This is a genomic window from Streptomyces violens (assembly GCF_000717745.1).
Taxonomy (GTDB): Bacteria; Actinomycetota; Actinomycetes; order Streptomycetales; family Streptomycetaceae; genus Streptomyces; species Streptomyces violens.
Genome location: NZ_JOBH01000003.1, coordinates 277,312 through 301,055, shown reverse-complemented (window position 1 = coordinate 301,055; position 23,744 = coordinate 277,312). Strand labels below are relative to the sequence as shown.

Here is a 23,744-nt window from a genome sequence, read left to right as displayed (position 1 = left end):
GGAGCCGGGAGGCGGCTCTCCCGCGGCCTCCCGGCCGCCCGTCCCCCGGGCGAATGGCGCAGGCCGAGGGATTATGAAGTACCGTCCCCACATGTCCCAGCCCGCTCGTACGCAGCCTTCAGACGGTCCCGACACCACGACGCCCGGCTCGCGCCGCGCGGCCGCCCAGCGGCTCAAGATGCGCCGCGAATTGGCGGCGGCGGCGATGGAGCTGTTCGCGACCAAGGGCTACGAAGCGACGACCGTCGATGAGATCGCCGCGGCGGCGGGGGTCGCCCGGCGGACGTTCTTCCGCCACTTCCGCTCCAAGGAAGAGGCGATCTTCCCCGACCACGACGACACCCTCGTACGGGCCGAGGCCGTGCTGGACGCGGCGCCCGCACACGAGAACCCGCTGGACACGGTGTGCCGCGGCATCAAAGAGGTCATGCGGATGTACGCGGCCTCGCCGGCCGTGGCCGTGGCCCGCTACCGCCTGACCCGCGAAGTACCCACGCTGCGCGAGGCGGAGATCGCCTCGGTGGCGCGGTACGAACGGCTCTTCACGCGCTACCTCCTGGGCCACTTCGACGAGGGCGCGCACCGCGAGGGCAACGACGACCCGCTGCTCGCGGAGGTCGCCGCGTCCGCGGTGGTCACCGCGCACAACCACGTACTGCGGCGCTGGCTGCGGGCGGGCGCGCAGGGGGACGTGGAGACGCAGCTCGACCACGCCTTCGCGATCGTCCGCGAGACGTTCGGCACGGGCATCGGGGCAGGGCGTACGCCCGCGGGGCCGCCGCCCGCCGCGACGGCGGCCCGGGAGGGCGAGGTACTGGTGACGGTGGCCCGTACGGACGCCCCGCTCAGCGAGGTCATGCGCACGATCCAGAAGGCGCTGCGCGAGCACAACAACTGATCACGAGCCGCGAAGAGCGCCGTCACGCCCTTGGGTGTGGCGGCGCTTCGCTATGCGACCCACGAGTAACAAACGTCACGTGCCACGCCCAGCGGCGGCGGATCGTCCGCTTTTGCGGTGGTTTTTGTTGCTCATGCGTGCCGCATGGATGACATCTGAGAGAAATTGTTGGCACCGAGTGCCTTGTCGACTGGCACGCGGTGTCATACGTTGATGTTGTCCGGGCGGCCGGTACACCCGATCTTCGGCGTACCGGTTGTCCCCGCGAACCACTGGTCCGCGCGCCCGGATGCCTGCGTCACAGGCAACCTCCCGCGCACACCCGCGCCTGCCGAGCACCATCAGCCGAACCGACGGCACCGCCTTCGCACCACCCCCGACGTTCCCTCAAAGCCGTTCCCTCAGCGTGCTTCGCCGGAGGCAAACCGTGAACCACATTCTTGACGCGATCACCGCGCCCGACAGCAACCGCGAAGACTTCGCGAACCTGTCCATCCCCGAGTCGTACCGCGCGATCACCGTGCACAAGGACGAGGCCGAGATGTTCGCCGGCCTCCCCAGCCGGGACAAGGACCCGCGCAAGTCGCTGCACCTCGAAGAGGTGCCGGTGCCGGAGCTGGGCCCGGGCGAGGCCCTGGTTGCCGTCATGGCGTCCTCGGTCAACTACAACTCCGTCTGGACCTCGATCTTCGAGCCGGTGTCGACCTTCGCCTTCCTCGAGCGGTACGGCAGGATGTCGCCGCTCAGCAAGCGCCACGACCTGCCGTACCACGTCATCGGCTCCGACCTGGCCGGCGTCGTGCTCCGTACCGGCCCGGGCGTGAACTCCTGGCACCCCGGCGACGAGGTCGTCGCGCACTGCCTCTCGGTCGAGCTGGAGTCCTCCGACGGCCACAACGACACGATGCTCGACCCCGAGCAGCGCATCTGGGGCTTCGAGACCAACTTCGGCGGCCTCGCCGAGATCGCGCTCGTGAAGTCCAACCAGCTGATGCCGAAGCCGGACCACCTGACCTGGGAGGAGGCGGCGGCCCCGGGCCTGGTGAACTCCACCGCGTACCGCCAGCTCGTCTCCCGCAACGGCGCCGGCATGAAGCAGGGCGACAACGTCCTCATCTGGGGCGCGTCCGGCGGCCTGGGCTCCTACGCCACCCAGTTCGCGCTGGCCGGCGGCGCCAACCCGATCTGCGTCGTCTCCAGCGAGGACAAGGCGGAGATCTGCCGGAAGATGGGCGCCGAGGCGATCATCGACCGCAAGGCCGAGGGCTACAAGTTCTGGAAGGACGAGAGCACCCAGGACCTGAAGGAGTGGAAGCGCTTCGGCAAGCGCATCCGCGAGCTGACCGGCGGCGAGGACATCGACATCGTCTTCGAGCACCCCGGCCGCGAGACCTTCGGCGCCTCCGTGTACGTCACCCGCAAGGGCGGCACCATCACCACCTGCGCCTCGACCTCGGGCTACATGCACGAGTACGACAACCGCTACCTGTGGATGTCGCTGAAGCGCATCATCGGCTCGCACTTCGCCAACTACCGCGAGGCGTGGGAGGCCAACCGCCTGATCGCCAAGGGCAAGATCCACCCGACGCTGTCGAAGACGTACTCCCTGGAGGAGACCGGCCAGGCCGCGTACGACGTGCACCGCAACCTCCACCAGGGCAAGGTCGGCGTCCTCGCGCTGGCCCCCGAGGAGGGCATGGGCGTCCGCGACCACGAGAAGCGCGCGCAGCACATCGACGCGATCAACCGCTTCCGCAACGTCTGAGACGAATAACCGTCCGGGAGACGACTGCACATGACTGAGCGTCAGAAGGATCGTCCGTGGCTGATGCGGACATACGCGGGACACTCCACCGCCGAGGCGTCCAACGAGCTGTACCGGCGTAACCTCGCCAAGGGCCAGACCGGCCTGTCGGTCGCGTTCGACCTCCCGACGCAGACCGGTTACGACCCCGACCACGTGCTCGCCCGCGGCGAGGTCGGGCGGGTCGGGGTCCCGGTCTCCCACCTCGGTGACATGCGCCGGCTGTTCCAGGACATCCCGCTGGAGCAGATGAACACCTCGATGACCATCAACGCCACCGCGATGTGGCTGCTGGCGCTGTACGAGGTGGTCGCCGAGGAGCAGGGCGCGGACATCTCCAAGCTGTCCGGGACCACGCAGAACGACATCGTGAAGGAGTACCTGTCGCGGGGCACGCACGTGTTCCCGCCCGGGCCTTCGCTGCGGCTGACCACCGACATGATCACCTACACGGTCGCGCACATCCCCAAGTGGAACCCGATCAACATCTGCAGCTACCACCTGCAGGAGGCCGGGGCCACGCCGGTGCAGGAGATCGCGTACGCGATGTCCACCGCCGTCGCGGTGCTGGACGCCGTACGGGACTCCGGGCAGGTGCCGGCGGAGAAGTTCGGCGATGTCGTCGCGCGGATCTCCTTCTTCGTGAACGCGGGCGTCCGCTTCGTCGAGGAGATGTGCAAGATGCGCGCCTTCGGCCGCATCTGGGACAAGATCACGCGCGAGCGGTACGGCATCGAGAACCCCAAGCAGCGCCGCTTCCGGTACGGCGTCCAGGTCAACTCCCTTGGCCTCACCGAGGCGCAGCCCGAGAACAACGTCCAGCGCATCGTCCTCGAGATGCTGGCCGTCACGCTCTCCAAGGACGCCCGCGCCCGCGCCGTGCAGCTGCCCGCCTGGAACGAGGCGCTGGGCCTGCCCCGCCCCTGGGACCAGCAGTGGTCGCTCCGTATCCAGCAGGTCCTCGCGCACGAGTCGGACCTGCTGGAGTACGAGGACATCTTCGCCGGCTCGCATGTGATCGAGGCGAAGGTGGACGCGCTGGTCGAGGAGTCCCTGGCCGAGATCGACCGGATCCAGGAGATGGGCGGCGCGATGGCCGCCGTCGAGTCCGGGTACCTCAAGTCCCAGCTGGTCGCCTCGCACGCGGAGCGGCGCGGCCGGATCGAGGCCGGCGAGGAGAAGATCGTCGGCGTCAACTGCTACGAGTCGACCGAGCCCAACCCGCTCACCGCCGACCTGGACACCGCCATCATGACGGTGGACCCGGAGAACGAGGCGCGGGTCGTGCAGGCGCTGCACGAGTGGCGGGACTCGCGGGACGAGCACCGGGCGCAGGAGGCCCTCTCCGCGCTGAAGAAGGCGGCGGCCGGGGACACCAACCTCTTCGCGGCCACTCTGGAGTGCGCCAGGGCCGGTGTGACGACCGGGGAGTGGGCCTGGGCCCTCCGGGACGTCTTCGGCGAGTTCCGGGCGCCTACGGGCGTCTCCAGCGCCCCGCTGGCCGTCGCGGCCGAGCAGGGCACCCCGCTCGCGGCCGTCCGCGAGAAGGTCGCCCGTACGGCCGAGGAGCTCGGCAGTGGCAAGCTGCGCCTCCTGGTGGGCAAGCCGGGCCTGGACGGGCACAGCAACGGGGCCGAGCAGATCGCCGTACGGGCCCGTGACGCGGGCTTCGAAGTGGTCTACCAGGGCATCCGGCTGACCCCCGAGCAGATCGTCTCGGCGGCCGTCGCCGAGGACGTGCACTGCGTCGGCCTGTCGATCCTCTCCGGCTCGCACGCCGAGCTGGTGCCGGACGTACTGGCCCGGCTGCGCCGCACCGGCGTGGACGACATCCCCGTCATCGTCGGCGGCATCATCCCCTCGGCGGACGCGGCAGCGCTGCGCGAGGCCGGTGTCGCCGCCGTTTTCACCCCGAAGGACTTCGGTATCACGGAGATCATCGGCCGTATCGTCGACGAGATCCGTACCGCGAACAAGCTCGATCCCCTGGAGGTCCCCGCATGAGCACCCCCGTCAACCGGCTTCGCCCCCGCCGCTCCTGCCTCGCGGTCCCGGGCTCCAACCCCCGCTTCCTGGAGAAGGCCCAGGGCCTCGCCGCCGACCAGGTCTTCCTGGACCTGGAGGACGCCTGCGCGCCGCTCGCCAAGCCGGACGCGCGGCACAACATCGTGAAGGCGCTCAACGAGGGCGACTGGACCGGCAAGACGCGCGTGGTGCGGGTCAACGACTGGACCACCCACTGGACGTACCGGGACGTCATCACGGTCGTCGAGGGCGCGGGCCCGAACCTGGACTGCATCATGCTGCCCAAGGTGCAGGACGCCCAGCAGGTCGTCGCGCTGGACCTGCTCCTGACCCAGATCGAGAAGACGATGGGCTTCGAGGTCGGACGGATCGGCATCGAGGCGCAGATCGAGAACGCGCAGGGCCTCAACAACGTCAACGAGATCGCGCAGGCGTCGCAGCGCACCGAGACGATCATCTTCGGCCCGGCCGACTTCATGGCGTCCATCAACATGAAGTCCCTGGTCGTTGGCGAGCAGCCGCCCGGCTACGGCGCCGACGCCTACCACTACATCCTGATGAAGATCCTGATGGCGGCCCGCGCCAACGACCTCCAGGCGATCGACGGTCCTTACCTCCAGATCAAGAACGTCGACGGCTTCCGCGAGGTCGCGGGCCGCGCCGCCGCGCTGGGCTTCGACGGCAAGTGGGTGCTCCACCCCGGCCAGGTCGAGGCCGCCAACGAGGTCTTCTCGCCCTCGCAGGAGGACTACGACCACGCCGAGCTGATCCTCGACGCGTACGACTACTGCACCTCCGAGGAGGGCGGCAAGAAGGGCTCCGCGATGCTCGGCGACGAGATGATCGACGAGGCCAGCCGCAAGATGGCGCTGGTCATCGCCGGCAAGGGCCGGGCCGCCGGCATGACCCGTACGTCCAAGTTCGAGGCCCCGGAGGCGTAAGCGCGATGCAGTTCGGCCGCACCTACGAAGAGTTCACCGTCGGCGACGTGTACAAGCACTGGCCCGGCAAGACGGTCACCGAGTACGACGACCACCTCTTCTGTCTGCTCACCATGAACCACCACCCGCTCCACATGGACAGCAATTACGCGGAGCGGACGACCGACTTCGGTAAGAACGTGGTGGTCGGGAATTACATCTACTCGCTGCTGCTGGGCATGTCCGTGCCGGACGTCTCCGGCAAGGCGATCGCGAATCTCGAAATCGAGTCGCTGAAGCACGTGGCGCCGACCTTCCACGGCGACACGATCTACGGCGAGACGACCGTGCTGGACAAGACGCCGTCGAAGTCGAAGAACGACCGCGGCATCGTGTACGTCGAGACCAAGGGCTACAAGCAGGACGGCACGCTCGTCTGCGTCTTCCGGCGCAAGGTGATGGTGCCGACGGCCACGTACATCAAGGAGCGCGGCGGCGAGCAGCCCGGCCGCCCGGAGCTCCGTACCCCTGCGGTGAAGGAGAAGTAGCCATGGCGCGTCTCGCACAGACCGAGGGCCTGACGGACATCCAGCGGGAAATCCTCTCCACCGTCCGCGATTTCGTGGACAAGGAGATCCTTCCGGTCGCCACCGAGCTGGAGCACAAGGACGAGTACCCGGCACAGATCGTCGAGGGCCTCAAGGAACTGGGCGTCTTCGGCCTGATGATCCCGGAGGAGTACGGCGGCCTCGGCGAATCCCTCCTGACCTACGCCCTGACGGTCGAGGAGATCGCCCGCGGCTGGATGTCGGTGTCCGGCATCATCAACACCCACTTCATCGTGGCGTACATGCTCAAGCAGCACGGCACGCAGGAGCAGAAGGACTACTTCCTGCCGAAGATGGCGGCCGGTGAGATACGGGGCGCCTTCTCGATGTCGGAGCCGGCCCTTGGCTCCGACGTGTCCGCCATTTCCTCCAAGGGCGTCAAGGACGGCGACGAATACGTCCTCAACGGCCAGAAGATGTGGCTGACGAACGGCGGTTCGTCCACGCTGGTCGCGGTCCTCTGCAAGACGGACGAGGGCCACCCCGAGGGCACGGCCCCGCACAAGTCGATGACGACCTTCCTCGTGGAGAAGGAGCCCGGCTTCGGCGAGGTCCGCCCCGGACTCACCATTCCGGGCAAGATCGAGAAGATGGGCTACAAGGGCGTCGACACGACCGAGCTCATCATGCAGGACCTCCGGATCCCGGCGAATCGCGTGCTCGGCGGCGAGACCGGACGTGGTTTCTATCACATGATGGACGGCGTCGAGGTCGGCCGGGTGAACGTCGCGGCACGTGGCTGCGGCGTCGCGCAGCGTGCCTTTGAGCTGGGCGTGGACTACGCGCAGCAGCGCCACACCTTCGGCAAGCCGATCGCACAGCATCAGGCCATCCAGTTCAAATTGGCCGAAATGGCGACAAAGGTCGAGGCGGCCCATGCGATGATGGTCAATGCCGCCCGCAAGAAGGACTCCGGTCAGCGCAATGACCTGGAAGCGGGCATGGCGAAGTACCTCGCCTCCGAGTACTGCAAGGAGGTCGTGGAGGACGCCTTCCGCATCCACGGCGGCTACGGCTTCTCCAAGGAATATGAAATCGAACGCCTGTACCGCGAGGCGCCCATGTTGCTCATCGGTGAAGGTACCGCTGAGATCCAGAAAATGATCATCGGGCGCCGGCTACTCGAGGAGTACCGCATCCAGGGGTGAATGTCCGTTTCGGGGTGTTTTCTTCGAGAAGAAGATCACACCCCGTCACCGGACTTCGGGCACGGATTGGCGTTGGCTCTTGGCCAGTTGCCGCTCGCAACCGATAGCATCCCCGGAAAGCCGCCGTCCCCCATCCCTACGCGGCATCCTCCGCTACGAAGGTCATCCATGCCCCACAGCCAATCCTCTGCACATCGCGGTCGCGTCCGCCTCGCGCGCGGAGCGTCGCCGTGGCTCCTGCCGACCGTCGCAATGGCAGCGGTCAGCCTGGCCCGCTCCCGGCGCTCGGGACGCTGGGCCGCCGTCGCCGTGCCCACCACCGCTCTGGCGGCGGGCATGCTGTGGTTCTTCCGCGACCCCGAGCGCGACATCGCTCAGGGCCGCGTCATTTCCCCGGCCGACGGCGTGGTGCAGAGCATCATGCCGTGGAAGGACGGGCGCACCCGCGTCGCGATCTTCATGAGCCCGCTGAACGTCCACGTGAACCGCGCGCCGCTGGCCGGCACGGTCACGTCCGTCGACCACATCCCCGGCGGCTTCGTTCCGGCGTTCAACAAGGAGAGCGAGAACAACGAGCGGGTCGTCTGGCACTTCGACACCGAGATCGGTGACGTCGAGATGGTGCAGATCGCCGGTGCGGTGGCCCGCCGCATCGTTCCGTACGTACCGGAGGGCACGAAGGTCGAGCAGGGCGAGCGTATCGGTCTGATCCGCTTCGGCTCGCGCGTCGATGTGTACCTGCCCGAGGGCGTCGAGGCCGCGGTCGAGGTCGGCCAGGCCACCACAGCGGGGGTGACTCGTCTTGACCGTGATTGATCCCGATACCCAGGCGGGCTGGGCGGCCGAGGAGGAGGACGACGACATGCCGCTGTCGACGCGGCTGTCGATAGCGGACACGCTCACGCTCGGCAACGCGATCTGCGGCTTCATGGCGGTGTACTTCACCACCACCGGCGTCCTGATCCCGCACCTGACGGGCACCGAGGACGGCGGCATGGCGCGGCACAGCGCCGCCATGGCGGTCATCCTCATGCTGCTCGCGTCGGTCTTCGACCTGTTCGACGGCCTGGTCGCGCGCAAACTGCGGGCCTCGGCGATGGGGGCCGAGCTCGACAACCTCTCCGACCTGATCAGCTTCGGCCTGGCGCCCGCGTACTTCGTGGTGACCTGGGGCATGGTCGCCCAGGACGCGAACCAGCGGGTCTCGGTGGTCGCGGCGGTGGTGGTGCTGCTGGCGGTCATCCTCCGCCTCGCCCGCTTCTCGTGCGTGACGGTGCCGAACGGCATGTTCCAGGGCATGCCGAGTCCCTTCGGGGCGCTGACCGTCGTAGCGATCGTGCTGCTGGAGCTGCCGTTCCTGCCGACGCTCCTCGCCATCATCGGCGTGGCGTGGCTGATGGTGAGCCGGGTGGAGTACCCGAAGCCGCGGGGTCGCCTCGCGGTCGCGATGCTCTCCTGGATCGTGGCGAGCATGGCCATGCTGGCAGCGTGGGCACTGGACGCACCGGCCGGCCAGCTGCTGCTGCAGACGGGCTGCGCGCTGCAGGTCGTGACGGGCGCGATGATTCCGCTCTTCGCCACGGCTCGGCGGGTGAATACGTTCCGGGACAATCGGCGCGAGGCCAGGGCAGCGCAGCTGCCGTAGTGACCGACACACGCCGGAGGCCCGGTACGAACCTTGGGTTCGTACCGGGCCTCCGGCGTTGCGGGGGGCCGCCGCGGAGCGGCGCCCAGGGGCGCGGGGAACTGCGCGCCCAGCCCACTCGCTCCCGCAGGGGGCCACCGGCCTCGCGGGGCCGGTCCCGCCCGCGGCCCACTGCGGCGCCGCTGCGGTTGCTCGCGCAGTTCCCCGCGCCCCTTACGGGGGCTACGCCAGGAAGTCCCGCGCGAGGGACTCCGCCGCCTGTTCCAGGAGCGGGCCCGCCTCGGCCATGCAGCGGGCCGGGTCCGGCTCCAGGGCAGTGAGCGGGTACGCCCGCTCGATCCCCGCCTGGAGGAGCGCCGACGGCGGCAGGAGCAGACGACCGCAGACCGCGACGACGGTCAGGCCGCGGGCGCGGGCCGCCGCCGCGACCCCCGCCGGGGCCTTCCCGTGCAGCGTCTGCTCATCCAGCGACCCCTCGCCCGTGATCACAAACGTGGCCCGCTCCAGCGCAGGCCCGAACCCGAGCACGTCGAGCATGACGTCGATGCCGGGGCGGAATGTCGCACCCAGCCCGACCAGCGCCCCGTACCCGATGCCGCCCGCCGCCCCCGCGCCCGGCGCCACCGCGTACTCGGCGGCCTTCGGCCCCACCGCCGTCTCCAGCACCTTCGCGTAGTGCGCCAGCGCCGCGTCCAGCGTGGCGACGTCCGCCTCGGTCGCCCCCTTCTGCGGGCCGTAGACCGCGGGCGCGCCCTTCGGGCCGGTCAGCGGATTGTCGACGTCGCTGGCGAGCACGATCTCCGTAGTGGCCAGCCGCGGGTCGAGGCCGCTGAGGTCGGCGGTGGCAAGACCGGCGAGCGGCCCACCACCGGGCGCGACCGGCTCCCCCGTACGGTCCAGGAAGCGCGCGCCCAGCGCCGCGAGCATCCCCGCGCCGCCGTCGTTCGTGGCGCTGCCGCCGACGCCGAAGACGATGGAGCGGGCGCCCGCGTCCAGCGCGGCGAGCAGCAGCTCCCCGGTGCCGTACGTGGTGGCCGTCAGCGGCGCGAAGACGCCGTCCGGGAGGTGCTGCAGGCCCGACGCCTCGGCCATCTCCACCACGGCCGTACCGTCGGCGCTCAGCGCGAACGTGGCCTTGACGGGCTCCCCGAGGGGTCCGGTGACCCGCGCCTCGTGCCGGGCGAAACCGGCGGCCAGCGCCGCCGCGACCGTGCCGTCCCCGCCGTCCGCGACCGGGACGGCCGCCACGGAGAGGTCCGGTACCGCGCGCCGCAGCCCGGCCGTGACGTGCTCGGCGACCTGGACGGCCGTCAGCGAGCCCTTGAACTTGTCCGCGGCGATCAGCACGTGTGCTGCCGGTGCCCCTGTCGTTGCTGCGTCCACGTCCGCCACCCTGACTCCCCTTGCCGTCGAACTGCAGTCGCGCCGCTGTGACCCTATCCGGCGGCGGGCAGGGAGAACAGAGACGCCGATCACGTTTTCCACGAAGCGGATTTCCTTTTCCACTTCACTGTGGTCGTACGGTACCCCGCGTCCGCACGCCGCGTCCCGGTTCGGCGCGTTCGGGCCCACGCGCACCCCGGCGGACTTCGGTACACCTGTACCCATGACGCCGCCGCACAGCAGTACGCCCGCCGACGCTGCCCGGCCACCCGGCCTCGCCGACCGAATCCACGGCGGCTGGCTCGGCCGGATCGCCGGGAACATGCTGGGCAAGCCCGTCGAGCACGGCGACCTGTGGACCCGCGAGCGCATCGACCAGTACCTGCGCCGGACGGGCGCGCTGCCGCTCACCGACTACCTCCCCCCGCCGCCGACCGCCGAGGACGCCGAACAGCTGCGGCCGGAGTGGCGGAGCTGCGCACGCGGCCGGGTCGACGGGAGCTGCCGCGACGACGACATCGACTACTCCGTGCTGGTACTGGACCTGCTGGAGACCCACGGCACGGACTTCACCACCGAACAGCTCGGCACGCTCTGGCTGCACCGGCTGCCGTACCTGCAGACCTTCACCGCCGAGCGCGCCGCGTACCGCAACCTCGCCACCGGCATCCGGCCCCCGCTCGCCGCCACCACCGACAATCCGTACCAGGAGTGGATCGGCGCGCTGATCAGGGCGGACGTGTACGGCTGGGTCTCCCCCGGCCGCCCCCGCCGGGCGGCCGCGCTGGCCCGCCGGGACGCGGTCCTCTCGCACACCGGCAACGGCGTGTACGGCGCGATGTGGGCGGCCGCGCTGATCGCGGCCGCCTTCGAGGCGAGCGGGCCGCGCGAGGCAGTGGAGGCGGCGCTGGCCCGTATCCCCGCGGGCAGCAGGCTGGCGCGTACGGTCCGGCACACCGTGGCGCTGTACGAATCGGGCGTCGCCTGGGCGGACACGCTCGCCGAGATGGAGCGCGAGGCCGGCCATCTGCACTGGATCCATGTGGTCCCGAACGCCGCCGTGCTCACCGCCGGACTGCTCTACGGCGAGGGCGACTTCACCTCCACGATCGCGCTGACCGTACGCGGCGGCCTGGACACCGACTCCAACGGCGCGACGGCCGGCTCGGTGGCGGGCGTGCTGTGCGGCGCGGCGGCGATCCCGCCCCAGTGGACGGAGCCGCTGCACGACCGCCTGCGTACCGCCGTCTTCGGCTTCGACGGCGTACGGATCAGCGAACTGGCGGAACGCACCTGCCGGCTGGCGACCGGAGCGCCGACCGAGTGACGGCATCAGCCACCCGGGCGGACGCTCAACTCGCCGGTTCCGTCTGGTGATACGTCTGATGGGCGGTCCGGCCGTCCGACGTGGTGCTGATGTGCTCCAGCACGTCCTCCAGCAGGTCCACGTCACCGGTGCGCACCAGCGACCCGGTGTTCGGGCCGGTGACGACGTGGGGTGCGGCGCCGCCCGTCACGGCGAACGCCGCCGCCAGGCCGAATGCCGCGTACGCCGGGCGTCTCATCGTGGTGCTCCGTCCGTCGGTACGGGTGGGACCCATGGTGCCAACAGCGCCTGCCGGGAAGGCGTTAGGCTCGCGGAGTGACCTTGGATTACGCCGCGTACATCGCCAGCCTGCCCCGGGTGCTCGCGGGCGCCGGAACCATTTTCCGCGACGCCGCCGGGCGCGTCCTGCTCGTCGAGCCCAACTACAAGGACACCTGGCTCCTGCCCGGCGGGACGGTGGAGTCCGATCAGGGCGAGTCGCCGCGGCAGGCGGCCCGCCGGGAGACCGCCGAGGAGATCGGGCTGGACATCGAGCCGGGCGCGCTGCTGGCGGTCGACTGGGTACGCGGTGAGCAGCGCCCGCCCCTGGTGTCGTACCTCTTCGACGGCGGAGTACTGGACGAGGCGCAACTCGCCGCGATCACCCTCCAACAGGAAGAGCTGCTCTCCTGGCGCCTGGTGGACCCGGCGGAGCTGGGCGGTTATGTGGACGGGCCGATGCGGCTGCGGCTGGGCGCCGCGCTGGACGCACTGGCGGACGGCCGCGGGCCGGCCGAGCTGGAGGACGGCGTACCGCCGCGACGCTAGCCCGGAGCCGCCGTCACGCGGCCGCCGCCACCTCCCGCTCGAAGTCGAGCAGGTGACGCTTGCGGTCCAGGCCGCCGCCGTAGCCGGTCAGGCCGCCGCCCGCGCCGACGACACGGTGGCAGGGCACGATGATCCCGATCGGGTTCTTGCCGTTGGCCAGCCCCACGGCGCGGGCGGCCGACGGCTTGCCGAGCCGGCCGGCCAGCTCCCCGTACGAGAGCGTCCCGCCGTACGGGATCTCGCACAGCGCCGCCCACACGCGCCGCTGGAACGGCGTCCCGTCGAGGCGGAGCGGCAGATCGAAGGCGGTCAGCTCCCCGGCGAAGTACGCCCGGAGCTGCCGGATCGCGCCGGCGAACGGCTCGGCCGCCGGCTCCTCCGGGTGCCCGAAGCTCTCCTGCGGCGGCCGGTGCCGCTGGTCGGTCATGTACAGGCCGGTGAGCGCGCCGTCGCGGGCGACGAGCGTGAGCGCCCCGACCGGCGTCTCGGTCATAACGGTGTACGTACGAACAGACGTGGTGCTGACAGCAGACATGGCGCTTCCCTCAGTCGGTGGGGAGGTGGTTGATCGGGTGGTCGTCGGTGGCCCAGAGGTACTGGACCGCGTACGCGCGCCAGGGGCGCCAGGCGGCGGCCCGGGCGAGCAGCGCGGCCGGTGTGCCGGGCAGTCCCAGGCCCTGCGCCGCGCGGCGCACGCCGAGGTCGGTGGCGGTGAACGCGTCGGGGTCGCCGAGCGCCCGCATCGCGATGCACTCGACCGTCCAGGGCCCGAAGCCGGGCAGCGCGGCGAGGCGGGCGCGGGCCTCCTCGCGGTCGCTGCCGGGCCCGAGTTGCAGCTCCCCGTCGGCCAGCGCGGCGATCAGGCCGGTGAGCGTGGCGCGCCGGGTGCGCGGCATCGCGAGGGTCTCCGGGTCCAGCTCCGCCAGCGCGGCCGCGCTCGGGAAGAGGTGGGTGAGGCCGCCCTCGGGGTCCTCGATCCGCTCCCCGTACGCGGCGGCCAGCCGCCCCGCGTGCGTACGTGCCGCCGCCGTCGACACCTGCTGTCCGATCACCGCCCGTACGGCGAACTCGTCCGCGTCCACGGTGCGCGGCACCCGCCGCCCCGGCGCCTTGGCGATCAGCGGCGCCAGTACCGGATCGTCCGCCAGCAGCGCGTCGACCGCCTCGGGGTCGGCGTCCAGGTCGAGCATCCGGCGGCAGCGGGCGATGGCCCCGGACAGGTCGCGCAGGTCGGTCAGGGAGAGCCGGCAGTCGATGTGTTCGGGGCGCGGGGTGAGCGCCACGATGCCGTGGCCGTACGGGAGACGCAGGGTGCGGCGGTACGCGCCGTCCCGCCACTCCTCCACGCCGGGGACGGCGGTGGCGGCGAGGTGCCCGAAGAGGTTGTCGGGGCACAGCGGCTTACGGAAGGGGAGGCGGAGGGCGAGGGTGGTGAGCGCCGGGGAGTCCGGCGCCCCGGGCTGCGGGCCCGGCGCGGCGGCCGGGCGCGCGGGCCGTACCCGCTGCCGCAGCTCGCTCGGCGACAGCGCGAAGACCTCCCGCACGGTGTCGTTGAACGTACGGATCGAAGCGAACCCGGCGGCGAACGCGATCTCCGCCATCGGCAGCGTGCTGGTCTCGATGAGCAGCCGCGCGGTCTGGGCGCGCTGGGCCCGCGCGAGGGCGAGCGGCCCGGCGCCCAGCTCGGCCAGGAGCTGGCGCTCCACCTGCCGCGGGCTGTACCCGAGGCGCGCGGCCAGCCCCGGCACCCCGTCCCGGTCCACCACCCCGTCACCGATCAGCCGCATGGCCCGCGCGACCGCGTCGGCCCGCTCGTTCCACTGCGGGGAGCCGGGACTGGCATCGGGACGGCACCGCTTGCAGGCCCGGAACCCGGCCTGCTGCGCGGCGGCGGCGCTGGGATAGAAGCGCATGTGCGCGGGCTTGGGAGGGACCACCGGGCAGCTGGGCCGGCAGTAGATCTTCGTCGTGGTGACGGCGGTGAAGAACCACCCGTCGAAACGGGCGTCCTTGGACTGCACGGCGCGTACGCACCGCTCGGTGTCGGTGTGCATACCTCAAGGATTCCGCAGGCAGCGCCCGGTGGCTGGCGAGAATCCGACATGGACGTGGGAGGTCCGGCCGACCCGGGCCTACCCCTCCAGCGCCGCCGCGAAGGCTTCCCGGCCCCGCTCGTCGAACACGACGAAGCGCACCTCGTCCAACGGACCGGTCCCGCCGGCGAGCGCTTCGCGCACCGTCCGCACGGCGATCCGCGCCCCGTCGTCCAGCGGCCAGCCGTATACCCCCGTCGAGATCGCCGGGAAGGCGACCGTACGGGCCCCCAGCCCCACCGCCACCCCCAACGACTCCCGGTAGCAGGAGGCGAGCAGGGCGGAACGGTCCTCCTCGCGGGAGTACACCGGCCCCACCGTGTGCACCACCCAACGGGCCGGCAGCTCACCCGCCGTGGTGGCCACAGCCTCCCCGGTGGGCAGCCCACGCCCGTACCGGGACGCCCGCAAAACCCGGCACTCCTCCAGAATCCGCGCCCCACCCCGCCGGTGGATCGCCCCGTCCACGCCCCCGCCGCCCAGCAGCGAGGAGTTGGCGGCGTTCACGACCGCGTCCACGTCCTGCTCGGTGATGTCCCCAAGGACGAGCGTCAGCCGCGCGCCCTCGTTGTGCATGTCCTCGCCCGTACTGTCCTTGCCCGTACTCATACGGGCATCATGGCGCAGCCTCCGCGCCCGCCGCAGGCTGTGGGGCGGACCTCGGTACGCAGGCGCTCAGCCCCGCGTCTCCCTGATCCGTCGCCAAGCCGCCTTGGCCGCGTTGTGGCCGCACATGCCGTGGACGCCGCCGCCTGGCGGGGTCGCTGAGGAGCAGAGGAAGACGGCGGGGTGGGAGGTGGTGTACGGGATGCGGCGGGGCTTGGGGCGGAGGAGGGTCTGGAGGCCGGAGAAGGCGCCGACGCCGATGTCGCCGCCTACGTAGTTGGCGTTGCGTGCGGCCAGTTCCGGCGGGCCCGCGGTCGCGCGGGCCAGTACGAGGTCGCGGAAGCCGGGGGCGAAGCGTTCCAGCTGGCGCTCGATGGCGTCGGTGAGGTCGCCCGTCCAGCCGTTGGGGGCGTGGCCGTACGCCCAGAAGGTGTGCTTGCCCTCGGGGGCGCGGGTGGGGTCGATCAGGCTGGGCTGGGAGGTGATGAGGAACGGGCGCTCGGGGGCGCGGCCCTCATGGACGTCGCGCAGCGCGCGGCCGATGTCGCCCTCGGTGGGGCCGACGTGGACCGTGCCGGCGCGGCGGGCCTCCTCGGAGGTCCACGGGACGGGTCCGGACAGCGCGTAGTCGATCTTGAAGGCGGAGGGGCCGTAGCGGTACGAGGCGAAGGCGTTGCCGAGCCCCGCGATGCGGGCCAGCGCCGTCGGCGAGGTGTCGAAGATGTACGCGCGGGCGGGCGGCAGGTCGTCCAGGCGCTTGACCTCGTAGTCCGTGTGGATCACGCCGCCCTGGTCACGGAGGTACCCGGCGAGGGCGTCGGAGATGGACTGCGAGCCGCCGCGGGCGATGGGCCAGCCGTACGCGTGCGCCGCCAGCATGAAGGTCAGGGCGATGGCGCCGGTGGCGATGCCGGTGAGCGGGTGGATGACGTGTGCCGCGCAGCCGGCGAAGACGGCGCGCGCCTTCTCGTCGCGGAAGCGGCGGTTCAGCACGGCCACGGGCGGGATGCCGGCCAGGCCGAAGCGGGCGAGGGTCACCGGGTCGCGCGGGAACCCTTCGAAGACGCCGCGCATCATGTCGCGCGCGAGCGTGTCCCACTTGCCGCGGAAGGGGTCGACCAGGCGGCGGTACGGTCCGGCGTCGCGGACGCCGAAGGACCGCGCGGTCTCGCCCACGGAGCGGGAGAGCACGGCGGCGCTGCCGTCCGGGAAGGGGTGCGCCATGGGGAGTTCGGGGTGGAGCCACTCCAGGCCGTACCGCCCCAGAGGGAGGTCGCGGAAGGCGGGCGAGCCGATCCCGGTGGGGTGCACGGCCGAGCAGGGGTCGTGCCGGAAGCCGGGGAGCGTCAGCTCCTCCGTACGCGCGCCGCCGCCGATCGTGTCGCGGGCTTCGAAGACCTCGACGGACATGCCCCGGCGGGCCAGTTCGACCGCGGCCGTCAGGCCGTTCGGTCCGGCTCCGATCACCACGGCATCGAGCATCGTCGGCACCTGCGCCACTCCCCTCGTAACGATCCTCCGCGTCGAGGATCAGTCGGCGGCCGAGCCGGTGTCACCTGCGACTGAGCCGGTGTCACCTGCCAGCACGTCGAGGATACGCCGGGCGGTGGCCGCGTCCCGCGCCGCGGTGAACGGCAGCGCGTTGCCCCCGGATATCCGGAACGGGGCGCCGGAGAGGGTCATGCTCACGCCGCCCGCCTCTTGGACAAGCAGCAGGCCCGCCGCGTGGTCCCAGGCGTTCTCCCATGTGAACGCCGTGGCCTCCAGCGTGCCGCGGGCGACCGCCAGGTACTCCAGGCCCGCCGAGCCGCAGGGGCGGGGCGCGATGCCCTCGCAGACCAGGCCGGAGAGCGCGCGCTTCTCGGCGACGGTGGTGAAGTCGTGGTGCGACATGGCGACTTCGAGGGTCTTGCCCTCGTGCGGCGCGCCGGAGCGGAGCCGGCGGCCGTTCAGCAGGGCGCCGCCGCCGCGCACCGCGACGGCCATCTCCTCCAGCGCCGGGGCGTACGTCCAGGAGGCCAGCAGCTCGCCGCGGTGGGCGAGCGCGACCAGGGTCGCGAAACCGGGGTCGCCGTGCACGAACTGCCGTGTGCCGTCGACCGGGTCCACGATCCACACGGGCACGTCACCCTCCAGCGCGTCCAGCACCGCCGGGTCGGCGTGCACCGCCTCCTCGCCCACCACGGCCGAGCCGGGCAGGAGAGCGGTAAGGGCTGCCGTGAGGAACTCCTCGGCGCGCTGGTCGGCGATGGTGACCAGGTCGTGCGGGCCGTTCTTCTCCACCACCTCGTGGGCGGCGAGCTGCCGGAAGCGCGGCAGGATCTCGGCCGCCGCGGCCTCGCGGACGGCCTTCTCGACAGCGTCCAGGTCGACGGCCGCGAGCACGGCCTCCGCCGTCCCGGTCGGCCCCGTCATGTCCGCCCTGTCCGTCCTGTCGTCGTTGTTTGCAGGAATCGCAGGAATTGCTTCGATCATGTCTCCATGGAAGCACGGACCACTGACACGGCACCTGGCGTCCAGATGAACCCCAGGTGCACGCGGACAGTGGTGACCTTTGGTGTTCGGTCAGTACCGGGGAGTCAGCGGCCCACGGCGTATCCCTGCATTCCCCGGGGGTTCGCGGCGGCGGAGAGCACGCCCGTCTCCGGGTCGCGCGCGACCGCGCACAGGCGGCCCTCGGACCAGGCGTCACCGACGGTGACATCGTGGCCGCGCTCCCGCAGCTCCGCGACGACCTCCGCACCGATACGGGACTCCACGGTCACGCTCCCCGGGCGCATGGCGCGCGGGAAGAAGGAGCCGGGGAAGGAGTCGGTGTGCCAGTTGGGCGCGTCGATCGCGCCCTGGAGGTCGAAGCCGCCGCGTACGGGCTCGCGCACCGCCACGGCCAGGAAGAAGTGCAGCTGCCACTGGTCCTGCTGGTCCCCGCCCGGCGTACCGAAGGCCATCACCGGCACCCCGTCGCGCAGCGCAAGGGACGGGGTGAGGGTCGTGCGCGGGCGGCGGCCCGGGGTGAGGGAATTGGGCAGTCCCTCCTCCAGCCAGGCCATCTGCAGCCGGGTGCCGAGCGGGAAGCCGAGGCCCGGGATCACCGGGTTGGACTGGAGCCAGCCCCCGGAGGGCGTGGCCGAGACCATGTTGCCCCAGCGGTCGACGATGTCGATGTGGCAGGTGTCGCCGCGGGTGGCTCCGCTGCGGTCCACCTCGGGGGCGATGGCGGCCTTGCCCGCGCCGCCGGTGCCGGTGCCGGTGCCGGTGCCGGTCGCGACGGTCGGCTCGCCTGCGCCGGAGACGCCCAGCGCGTCGAAGCCGGGCTCGCCGGCGGCCACCGCGGTGGCGTGCTTACTGAGCCGCGGGGCGCGGCCCCCGGGGCGGCCGGGGCGCAGCTCGTACGAGGCGGTGCCGGTGATCAGTGCCCTGCGCTCGGCGTTGTACTCGGGGGACAGCAGGGCCGCCACGGGTACGGCATCGGCGCCCTCCGCGTCGCCGTACCACGCCTCGCGGTCGGCCATCGCGAGCTTGGTGCCCTCGATGAGGGTGTGGACGTACTCACCGCTTCCGTAGGCGGGCAGCTCTTCGGGGAGCAGCGCGAGCTGCTGGAGGAGGGCGGGGCCCTGTGACCAGGCGCCCGCCTTGGCGACGGTCCAGCCGTTCCAGTCGTACGTGACGGGCTCCTCGTACGTGGCCCGGAAGGCGGCGAGGTCGTCGCCCGTGAGCGTGCCGGCGTGCCGCTCGCCGGAGGTGTCCATGGCGGGGCGCGCGGCGAAGGCGGCCATCGCCTCGCCGATGAAGCCCTCGCGCCAGATGCGGCGGGCCGCGTCGATCTGCGCCTCGCGGCCGGGGCCCGCCGCCTCGGCCTCGCGGACCAGCCGCTCCCAGGTGTCGGCGAGCGGCTGGTTCCGGAGGAGTCCGCCGGGGGTCACGGAGCGGCCGCCGGGCAGGTAGATCTCGGCCGAGGTCGGCCACTCGTTCTCGAAGAGCTCGCGGACGGTCTCCACGGTCTCGCCGACGCGTTCGACGGCCGGGTGGCCGTTGCGTGCGTACCCGATGGCGTACGAGAGGACCTCGGCGAGCGTCTTCGTACCGTGGTCCCGGAGCAGCACCATCCAGGCGTCGAACGCGCCCGGTACGGCGGCCGCGAGCGGGCCCGTACCGGGGACGAGGTCGAGGCCGAGCGAGGTGTAGTGCGCGACGGTCGCGCCGGCCGGGGCGGGGCCCTGGCCGCACAGCACCCGTACGGGGCCGCCGGCCGGGGCGAGGATGATCGGGACCTCGCCGGCCGGGCCGTTCAGGTGCGGTTCGACGACGTGCAGCACGAAGCCGGCGGTGACCGCGGCGTCGTAGGCGTTGCCGCCGCCCTCCAGGATCGCCATGGCGGACTGGGATGCCAGCCAGTGGGTGGATGAGGCCATTCCGAAGGTGCCTTGGAGGGTGGGGCGGGTGGTGAACAAGGTTGCTCCTGTCGGTGACTTGGTGCGGGTGCGTTGTGGCGCGCCGGGGATCGCCCTTCGGGCTCGTCCTCAAACGCCGGACGGGCTTGAATTTGCTGGGCTTCGTCCGTCGAGCGGACGGCCGGAGTCCACCAAGTGGCATGAAACCCTGCGGCCCCCCGGCAGCTCCCGCAGCTCCGGTACATCCGTACGGCAGCGGTCCACCGCCACCGGGCAGCGCGTGTGGAAGTGGCAGCCCGGGGGCGGGGACAGCGGGCTCGGGAGGTCTCCGTGGAGGACGATGCGTTCGCGGGCGCGTTGGGTGGTGGGGTCCGGAACGGGGGCCGCGGAGAGGAGGGCCTGGGTGTACGGGTGCAGGGGGGCGGCGAAGAGCTGCGCCGTCGGGGCCTCCTCGACGATGCGGCCCAGGTACATCACGGCGATCCGGTCCGCCAGGAACTCCACCGCCGCCAGGTCGTGGGTGATGAACAGGCAGCCGAAGCCGCGGTCCCGCTGCAGGTCGGCGAGGAGGTTGAGGACGGACGCCTGGACGGAGACGTCCAGCGCGGAGGTCGGCTCGTCGGCGATCAGCAGGTCCGGGGCCACGGAGAGCGCGCGGGCGAGGGAGATGCGCTGACGCTGGCCGCCCGAGAGCTCGTGCGGGTGCCGGTCGGCGTGTTCGGGGCGCAGCCCGACCTGGCCGAGCAGTTCCTCGACACGGGCCCGGAGGCCGGACTTTGGTACCAGGCGGTGCAGCCGCAGCGGCTCGGCGACGATCTGACCGGTCGTCATGCGCGGGTCCAGCGAGGAGGACGGGTCCTGGAAGACCAGGTGCATGTCGGTACGGAGCGGGCGCAGGGCGCGGCGCGAGAGGTGGGTGATGTCGGTGCCCTTGAGCGCGATGCGGCCGCCGGTCGGCTCGTCGAGGCGGACCACGCAGCGCCCGACCGTGGACTTGCCGCTGCCCGACTCCCCCACCAGACCGAGCACTTCGCCGCGCCCGATGGTAAGGCTGACGCCGTCCACGGCCCGTACGACGCCGCCGGAGGTGGTGAAGTACCGCTCCAGATCGCGCACTTCCAGTACGGGGACGGCGTCGTCACTGGTCTCGCGCGGGGTCGGGATCTCTCGTACGGCGCTCATCGGGCGGCCTCCTCATGCCCGGCGGAGGGCGTGGCTGCGGGCTCGGTGACCGGGTGCCAGCACGCCACCCGGTGGCCGGACTCCGGTATAAGCGGCGGCCGTTCCGCCCCGCACCGTTCGTCCGCGTGCGTGCAGCGGTCGGCGAAGGTGCAGGCGTCCGGCTGGGCGGTCAGGCTCGGTACCAGCCCGGGGATCTCCGGCAGCCGGCGCTTCCCTTCCTGGCCGGGCCGCAGTACGGCGCCCAGCAGACCGCGCGTGTACGGGTGCCGGGGCGCGGCGAACAGCTCGTCGACCGGGGCCTGTTCGACGGCCCGGCCCGCGTACATCACCAGCACCCGGTCCGCCGCGTCGGCGACCACGCCCAGGTCGTGGGTGATGAGGACGAGGGCGGTACCCAGCCGTTCGCGCAGCGACTGGAGGACTTCGAGGATGCCGGCCTGGACGGTGACGTCCAGTGCGGTGGTGGGCTCGTCGGCGATGAGGACGGCCGGGTCGCAGGCCACCGCGATGGCGATCATGACGCGCTGCCGCATACCGCCGCTGAGCTGGTGCGGGTACTCCGCCACGCGGCGCTCCGGCGCGGGGATGCCGACGAGCGCGAGCAGTTCGACGGCCTTCTCCCGGGCCTCCTTGCGGGTCAGGCCCTGGTGGCGGCGGAGTACCTCGCCGATCTGGCGGCCGACGGTGAGGACCGGGTTCAGCGAGGTCATCGGCTCCTGGAAGATCATCGCGAGGTCCTTGCCGCGGACCTTCTCCAGCTCCTTCTCGGCCGCCCCGGCCAGCTCGCGGCCGCCGAGCCGGACGGACCCGGTGACGGTCGCGGTCGGCGGCAGCAGGCCCATGACGGCCATGGAGGTGACGGACTTGCCGCACCCCGACTCGCCGACGATGGCCAGGACTTCGCCGGGCGCCACGTCGTACGAGAGGGAGTCGACGGCGTGCACGGTACGGGTGTCGGAGCGGAAGGAGACGGACAGGTCGCGGACGCTCAGTACGGGGGCGCCGGGCGCGCCGGGCGCGTCAGAAGCATGGGGCGCGGTGCTCATCGGGTGCCTCCGCGGGGGTCGAGGACGTCGCGCAGTCCGTCGCCGAGCAGGTTGAAGGCCAGCGTCGCGGCGACGATGGCGAGGCCGGGGAAGACCGCCATCCAGGGCGCGGGGCCGAGGAAGGGCTGGGCGCCGGCGAGCATCACGCCGAGCGAGGGGGCCGGGGGCTGGACGCCGAGGCCGAGGAAGCTGAGCAGCGCCTCGCCGATGATCGCGGCGGGGATGCCTACGGTGGCCTGGACGATCAGCGCGGAGGTGGCGTTCGGGAGGATGTGCCGCGCGAGTACGGTGCCGTCGCCGCCGCCGTTGACGATCGCGGCGCCCACGTAGTCGAGGTGTTTGAGGCGCAGCGTCTCGGCGCGTGTGATGCGGATGACGGCCGGTACCTGCGAAATCCCGATCGCGAGCGTGGCGTTGAGCAGCGACGGGCCGAGGACGGCCGCCAGTCCCACCGCGAGGACTAGGAAGGGGAAGGCGAGCAGCGTGTCGGTGAGCCGGGAGACCGCGGAGTCGGCGTACTTGCCGTAATACCCGGCGGCCAGGCCCAGCGGTACGCCGATGAGGAAGGCCAGTACCACGGCGAGCAGGCCCACCTGCATGGACGCGCGGGCGCCGTAGATCACCCGGGAGAGCTGGTCGCGGCCGAGGTCGTCGGTGCCGAGCCAGTGCGCCCAGGAGGGCGGCGCGAGCGCGGCGTCGAAGTCCGGCCCTGCCGGGTCGTACGGCGTGAGCAGTGGGGCGCAGAGCGCCGCCAGTACGAAGACGGCGGCGATCACGGCGCCGGTGAGGGCGAGCCGGTTCCTGCGCAGGGCGCGCAGCCGGGTGCGCAGGGTGCCGGGGCGCGGAGCGGCGGCGGGCGCTGCGGAAACGGCCGCCACGTCGACGGTGTCCGGTGTGGCCGTCATCGGGCGCCTCCGAGCCGGATGCGCGGGTCGATGACCGAATAGAGCACATCGACCGCGAGGTTGACGAGGATGTAGGCGGCGGAGGTGCACAGCACCACGCCCTGGAGCATCGTGTAGTCGCGGGTGAAGACCGCGTCGATGGTGAGCTTGCCGAAGCCGGGCAGGACGAAGATCTGCTCGGTGACGACGGCGCCGGAGATGAGGTGGCCGAGCTGGAGGCCGAGGACGGTCACCACGGTCACCAGGCTGTTGCGCAGCGCGTGCCCGCCGATGATCTGGCGGCGCGAGAGGCCCTTGGCGCGGGCGGTGCGGACGTAGTCGGCGGAGAGGCTGTCGAGCATCGCGCCGCGGGTCTGCCGCATCACGACGGCCGCGAGTCCGGAGCCGAGGACGACGGCCGGCAGCACCATGCGCCGCATATTGTCGACCGGATCCGTTCCGAAGGGCACGTAACCGGACGCCGCGAAGACCGGTACGGCGATCGCGAAGGCGAGGACCAGGACGATGCCGAGCCAGAAGGTGGGGACGGACAGCCCCAGCAGGGCGACGGCGTTGGCCAGCCACTCGGTCGCCCTGCCGCGCCGCACGGCCGCCAGGACGCCCGTCCCGATGCCGAGGACAACCGCCAGGAGGAGGGAGAGCGCGGCCAGTTCGAGCGTGACGGGGAGGGCGCTGAGGATCGAGTCCAGGACGGGCAGGCCGGTGCGGGCCGAGGTGCCGAGGTCGCCGGTGAGGGCGTGGCCGACGAACCGTCCGTACTGCACCACGATGTTGTCGTTGAGCCCGTACGCCTCGCGGATCGCGGCCAGCGCCTCGGGGCTGCGCTCCTCGCCGGCCAGCGCGAGGGCCGGGTCGCCGGGCAGCGCGCGGATGCCGGCGAAGACGACGACGCTGACGAGGAAGAGCGTGATGACCGATTGCCGGAGCCGGGTGAGGAGGTATCTGCTCATCGGGCA

At 71.8% G+C, this 23,744-nt stretch carries 22 protein-coding genes; 10 read left to right on the top strand and 12 right to left on the bottom strand.

Annotated elements, in window-relative coordinates:
* Positions 1–91 precede the first annotated feature (91 nt).
* From IF04_RS0107885 to pssA, 8 genes are all read left to right on the top strand, one after another.
* On the top strand, positions 92–898 hold the full coding sequence (locus IF04_RS0107885) for a TetR family transcriptional regulator (protein WP_030252857.1): 807 nt from the start codon (positions 92–94) through the stop codon (positions 896–898).
* Between the two features lie 427 nt (positions 899–1,325).
* Positions 1,326–2,663 carry a crotonyl-CoA carboxylase/reductase gene (ccrA, locus tag IF04_RS0107880; protein WP_030252855.1) on the top strand — a complete coding sequence of 446 codons (1,338 nt, stop codon included), beginning with the start codon at positions 1,326–1,328 and terminating at the stop codon, positions 2,661–2,663.
* A gap of 30 nt (positions 2,664–2,693) precedes the next feature.
* Entirely contained in the window at positions 2,694–4,706 is a 2,013-nt protein-coding gene (locus IF04_RS0107875; RefSeq protein ID WP_030252852.1) for a protein meaA, read from the top strand.
* A complete protein-coding gene (locus IF04_RS0107870) occupies positions 4,703–5,668 on the top strand; it encodes an HpcH/HpaI aldolase/citrate lyase family protein (RefSeq protein WP_030252850.1) in 966 nt (321 codons plus the stop codon). The genes IF04_RS0107875 and IF04_RS0107870 overlap by 4 nt, the downstream gene beginning before the upstream one ends.
* Positions 5,669–5,673: 5 nt before the next feature.
* The gene (locus IF04_RS0107865; RefSeq protein WP_030252848.1) at positions 5,674–6,195 is read left to right on the top strand and encodes a MaoC family dehydratase; all 522 of its coding nucleotides are present in this window, start codon (positions 5,674–5,676) and stop codon (positions 6,193–6,195) included.
* A 2-nt stretch (positions 6,196–6,197) separates the two neighbouring features.
* Positions 6,198–7,403, top strand: coding sequence for an acyl-CoA dehydrogenase family protein (locus tag IF04_RS0107860; protein ID WP_030252846.1), 1,206 nt, complete (start codon positions 6,198–6,200; stop codon positions 7,401–7,403).
* A 168-nt stretch (positions 7,404–7,571) separates the two neighbouring features.
* Positions 7,572–8,219: a phosphatidylserine decarboxylase gene (locus tag IF04_RS0107855; RefSeq protein WP_030252844.1), complete on the top strand. Its 648-nt coding sequence runs from the start codon at positions 7,572–7,574 to the stop codon at positions 8,217–8,219.
* Positions 8,206–9,048 (top strand): CDP-diacylglycerol--serine O-phosphatidyltransferase, encoded by an 843-nt coding sequence (gene pssA / locus IF04_RS0107850; protein ID WP_030252842.1) that lies wholly within the window; start codon positions 8,206–8,208, stop codon positions 9,046–9,048. The genes IF04_RS0107855 and pssA overlap by 14 nt, the downstream gene beginning before the upstream one ends.
* A 222-nt stretch (positions 9,049–9,270) precedes the next feature.
* Here pssA and IF04_RS0107845 read toward each other — a convergent pair whose 3' ends face one another.
* The gene (locus IF04_RS0107845; RefSeq protein ID WP_030252841.1) at positions 9,271–10,395 is read right to left on the bottom strand and encodes a glycerate kinase; all 1,125 of its coding nucleotides are present in this window, start codon (positions 10,393–10,395) and stop codon (positions 9,271–9,273) included.
* 259 nt (positions 10,396–10,654) lie between these two features.
* Between IF04_RS0107845 and IF04_RS0107840 the strand changes: the two genes are divergently transcribed.
* Positions 10,655–11,758 carry an ADP-ribosylglycohydrolase family protein gene (locus IF04_RS0107840; RefSeq protein ID WP_030252840.1) on the top strand — a complete coding sequence of 368 codons (1,104 nt, stop codon included), beginning with the start codon at positions 10,655–10,657 and terminating at the stop codon, positions 11,756–11,758.
* Between the two features lie 25 nt (positions 11,759–11,783).
* On the opposite strand, the gene IF04_RS0107835 is transcribed toward IF04_RS0107840, so the two are convergent.
* Entirely contained in the window at positions 11,784–11,996 is a 213-nt protein-coding gene (locus tag IF04_RS0107835; RefSeq protein WP_030252839.1) for a hypothetical protein, read from the bottom strand.
* A 77-nt stretch (positions 11,997–12,073) separates the two neighbouring features.
* Between IF04_RS0107835 and IF04_RS0107830 the strand changes: the two genes are divergently transcribed.
* A complete protein-coding gene (locus IF04_RS0107830) occupies positions 12,074–12,565 on the top strand; it encodes an NUDIX domain-containing protein (RefSeq protein WP_030252838.1) in 492 nt (163 codons plus the stop codon).
* A 13-nt stretch (positions 12,566–12,578) separates the two neighbouring features.
* Here the strand turns inward: IF04_RS0107830 and IF04_RS0107825 are convergent, their stop codons facing one another.
* From IF04_RS0107825 to IF04_RS0107775, 10 genes are all read right to left on the bottom strand, one after another.
* On the bottom strand, positions 12,579–13,100 hold the full coding sequence (locus tag IF04_RS0107825; RefSeq protein WP_030252835.1) for a methylated-DNA--[protein]-cysteine S-methyltransferase: 522 nt from the start codon (positions 13,098–13,100) through the stop codon (positions 12,579–12,581).
* Between the two features lie 10 nt (positions 13,101–13,110).
* Positions 13,111–14,619: a DNA-3-methyladenine glycosylase 2 gene (locus IF04_RS0107820; protein ID WP_030252832.1), complete on the bottom strand. Its 1,509-nt coding sequence runs from the start codon at positions 14,617–14,619 to the stop codon at positions 13,111–13,113.
* 78 nt (positions 14,620–14,697) lie between these two features.
* Entirely contained in the window at positions 14,698–15,267 is a 570-nt protein-coding gene (locus tag IF04_RS0107815) for an O-acetyl-ADP-ribose deacetylase (protein WP_245654315.1), read from the bottom strand.
* Positions 15,268–15,333: 66 nt separating this feature from the next.
* Positions 15,334–16,746: a phytoene desaturase family protein gene (locus IF04_RS0107810; RefSeq protein ID WP_030252828.1), complete on the bottom strand. Its 1,413-nt coding sequence runs from the start codon at positions 16,744–16,746 to the stop codon at positions 15,334–15,336.
* A 48-nt stretch (positions 16,747–16,794) separates the two neighbouring features.
* Complete coding sequence (locus IF04_RS0107805; protein ID WP_051830845.1) at positions 16,795–17,679, bottom strand: inositol monophosphatase family protein; 885 nt, start codon at positions 17,677–17,679, stop codon at positions 16,795–16,797.
* A gap of 164 nt (positions 17,680–17,843) precedes the next feature.
* Positions 17,844–19,715 (bottom strand): gamma-glutamyltransferase family protein, encoded by a 1,872-nt coding sequence (locus IF04_RS0107800; protein ID WP_030252824.1) that lies wholly within the window; start codon positions 19,713–19,715, stop codon positions 17,844–17,846.
* Positions 19,716–19,784: 69 nt separating this feature from the next.
* A complete protein-coding gene (locus tag IF04_RS0107795) occupies positions 19,785–20,837 on the bottom strand; it encodes an ABC transporter ATP-binding protein (RefSeq protein WP_030252822.1) in 1,053 nt (350 codons plus the stop codon).
* The gene (locus IF04_RS0107785) at positions 20,834–21,883 is read right to left on the bottom strand and encodes an ABC transporter ATP-binding protein (RefSeq protein WP_051830843.1); all 1,050 of its coding nucleotides are present in this window, start codon (positions 21,881–21,883) and stop codon (positions 20,834–20,836) included. The genes IF04_RS0107795 and IF04_RS0107785 overlap by 4 nt, the downstream gene beginning before the upstream one ends.
* A complete protein-coding gene (locus IF04_RS0107780) occupies positions 21,880–22,788 on the bottom strand; it encodes an ABC transporter permease (RefSeq protein WP_030252818.1) in 909 nt (302 codons plus the stop codon). The genes IF04_RS0107785 and IF04_RS0107780 overlap by 4 nt, the downstream gene beginning before the upstream one ends.
* The gene (locus IF04_RS0107775) at positions 22,785–23,738 is read right to left on the bottom strand and encodes an ABC transporter permease (protein ID WP_030252816.1); all 954 of its coding nucleotides are present in this window, start codon (positions 23,736–23,738) and stop codon (positions 22,785–22,787) included. The genes IF04_RS0107780 and IF04_RS0107775 overlap by 4 nt, the downstream gene beginning before the upstream one ends.
* Between the last annotated feature and the right edge of the window lie 6 nt (positions 23,739–23,744).

Excerpts from the sequence above, each read along its gene's own strand:
- IF04_RS0107885 (WP_030252857.1), top strand. The coding sequence starts at position 92 with ATGTCCCAGCCCGCTCGTACGCAGCCTTCAGACGGTCCCGACACCACG.
- IF04_RS0107875 (WP_030252852.1), top strand. The coding sequence starts at position 2,694 with ATGACTGAGCGTCAGAAGGATCGTCCGTGGCTGATGCGGACATACGCG.
- IF04_RS0107870 (WP_030252850.1), top strand. The coding sequence starts at position 4,703 with ATGAGCACCCCCGTCAACCGGCTTCGCCCCCGCCGCTCCTGCCTCGCG.
- IF04_RS0107865 (WP_030252848.1), top strand. The coding sequence starts at position 5,674 with ATGCAGTTCGGCCGCACCTACGAAGAGTTCACCGTCGGCGACGTGTAC.
- IF04_RS0107860 (WP_030252846.1), top strand. The coding sequence starts at position 6,198 with ATGGCGCGTCTCGCACAGACCGAGGGCCTGACGGACATCCAGCGGGAA.
- IF04_RS0107855 (WP_030252844.1), top strand. The coding sequence starts at position 7,572 with ATGCCCCACAGCCAATCCTCTGCACATCGCGGTCGCGTCCGCCTCGCG.
- IF04_RS0107840 (WP_030252840.1), top strand. The coding sequence starts at position 10,655 with ATGACGCCGCCGCACAGCAGTACGCCCGCCGACGCTGCCCGGCCACCC.
- IF04_RS0107835 (WP_030252839.1), bottom strand. The coding sequence starts at position 11,996 with ATGAGACGCCCGGCGTACGCGGCATTCGGCCTGGCGGCGGCGTTCGCC.
- IF04_RS0107825 (WP_030252835.1), bottom strand. The coding sequence starts at position 13,100 with ATGTCTGCTGTCAGCACCACGTCTGTTCGTACGTACACCGTTATGACC.
- IF04_RS0107820 (WP_030252832.1), bottom strand. The coding sequence starts at position 14,619 with ATGCACACCGACACCGAGCGGTGCGTACGCGCCGTGCAGTCCAAGGAC.
- IF04_RS0107815 (WP_245654315.1), bottom strand. The coding sequence starts at position 15,267 with ATGAGTACGGGCAAGGACAGTACGGGCGAGGACATGCACAACGAGGGC.
- IF04_RS0107810 (WP_030252828.1), bottom strand. The coding sequence starts at position 16,746 with ATGCTCGATGCCGTGGTGATCGGAGCCGGACCGAACGGCCTGACGGCC.
- IF04_RS0107805 (WP_051830845.1), bottom strand. The coding sequence starts at position 17,679 with ATGACGGGGCCGACCGGGACGGCGGAGGCCGTGCTCGCGGCCGTCGAC.
- IF04_RS0107795 (WP_030252822.1), bottom strand. The coding sequence starts at position 20,837 with ATGAGCGCCGTACGAGAGATCCCGACCCCGCGCGAGACCAGTGACGAC.
- IF04_RS0107785 (WP_051830843.1), bottom strand. The coding sequence starts at position 21,883 with ATGAGCACCGCGCCCCATGCTTCTGACGCGCCCGGCGCGCCCGGCGCC.
- IF04_RS0107780 (WP_030252818.1), bottom strand. The coding sequence starts at position 22,788 with ATGACGGCCACACCGGACACCGTCGACGTGGCGGCCGTTTCCGCAGCG.
- IF04_RS0107775 (WP_030252816.1), bottom strand. The coding sequence starts at position 23,738 with ATGAGCAGATACCTCCTCACCCGGCTCCGGCAATCGGTCATCACGCTC.